Source organism: Mesorhizobium sp. B1-1-5, assembly GCF_006443065.1.
In the GTDB taxonomy this organism is placed as follows: Bacteria; Pseudomonadota; Alphaproteobacteria; order Rhizobiales; family Rhizobiaceae; genus Mesorhizobium.
This window is the reverse complement of the sequence record NZ_VFWS01000466.1, coordinates 1-1,268: the sequence shown is the minus strand read 5'-3', so window position 1 is coordinate 1,268 and position 1,268 is coordinate 1. Positions and strand designations below refer to the sequence as shown.

Genomic DNA, 1,268 nt, shown 5'->3' with positions numbered 1-1,268 from the left:
ATGGAGAGAAATGCTTAGCAGGCCAATGAGAGGCGCCAACGCTTCGATACCTTGCATCTGAACCAATCTCCCAAGCTCTCGGATGTGTTCCCAATCCTGACCGGCGTTGCCTCCTGCCGGCATCGTCTCCCGAGAACGGGGGAAGGTAGCTCACCCCGCCTCGCAGACACGCCGGTGGAAGCGCGCCTGGTGATAGGTGCAGTAGCTTTTCATCGCCCTTGTGCGCATGCCGCAGCACAGCATGTGGACGCCCGGCCGGCCTCCGGGAGCATCGTTTTCCGGATTTTGCTCCAGCGTCAGGTCAAGCGGAGCGCGGCAGCGGCCGAACAGGCAGTCGACGAAGCGCATTGCCACGCCATGCGGCTGGCGGCCGATCGGGCTTCGCCGCGGCACCGGTACCTCGAGGCGGTAGGCTTGCCCGTCCGCCATCAGCACGCCGGCCTCGCGCGCTGCGAGGCGCTCCGCGCCTTCACCCTTCGGCACGCGCTTGCGTCCGGCCTTGGCGGCGCGGTCGGCGGCCTTGTCATTCGCCCTCTCGGCTGCCGCGATGCGTTTGCTGTTGGCAAAGCCGATCGAACTCAGCATGGCGTTGCGGTGAACGATGCCGATGATGGCGTCGCGCGACACCGGGCTGCCTCGCGACGCGCTGAACCGAGCCGCGATGCGCGAGGCGGAAAGTCCGTCCGTCAGCCAGCCGGCGATCGCCTGCAATTCCTTGTCGCCGTAAAGTGCCATGTCCTGGTCTCCGTCCATTGCGCGGCCGCGGCAGCGCGCGACGCGGCCAGCGAGTGTCGGTGTCGGCCCGCCGCAGGCGGTGGGCATTGTCGGGTTCGATCCGGCCTGTCGGCCGTTGGATTGGCGGCCTCAGCCCGGCCGGCCGTCCAGCGCGGCGAGGCGCGCCAGCCGCGCCTCTGCCGTCACCCGGTCGGGTGCGGAAACCGCCCTGCCCGTCAGCCTGTCGAGCAGGATCACGGCGCCGTCCTCGGTGCGTATCAGGGAGCGGACCCGCGCCGCGCTGAATTGGGGCCGGAGCCGCGGGGAGCGGCGGCTCCGGCCGTTCCGGCCGCCGGTGACGGGCGGACCGGACGTGCGGCTGATGCATCGGGGCAATCAGCCTCACGCTTCGCCCTGGCCGGGGAGCAGGACAGCCGGGGCGAAAGGGAATGAGCGCTGGCCGGCTCGCGTGAAGCTGGCCTGAGGGCGCTTTCGACTCGAAAGGGGTTGAGCTTTTGCATGAACGGATATAAGCATAACTCAAAATCTTATGC

1 protein-coding gene is annotated in these 1,268 nt (G+C 68.3%); it reads right to left on the bottom strand.

Features of this window, described 5'->3' with window-relative positions; genetic code table 11:
- Nucleotides 1-150: 150 nt before the first annotated feature.
- Nucleotides 151-735: a GcrA family cell cycle regulator gene (locus tag FJ980_RS32425; protein WP_140547538.1), complete on the bottom strand. Its 585-nt coding sequence runs from the start codon at nt 733-735 to the stop codon at nt 151-153.
- Nucleotides 736-1,268 lie beyond the last annotated feature (533 nt).

Excerpts from the sequence above, each read along its gene's own strand:
- FJ980_RS32425 (WP_140547538.1), bottom strand. The coding sequence starts at position 735 with ATGGCACTTTACGGCGACAAGGAATTGCAGGCGATCGCCGGCTGGCTG.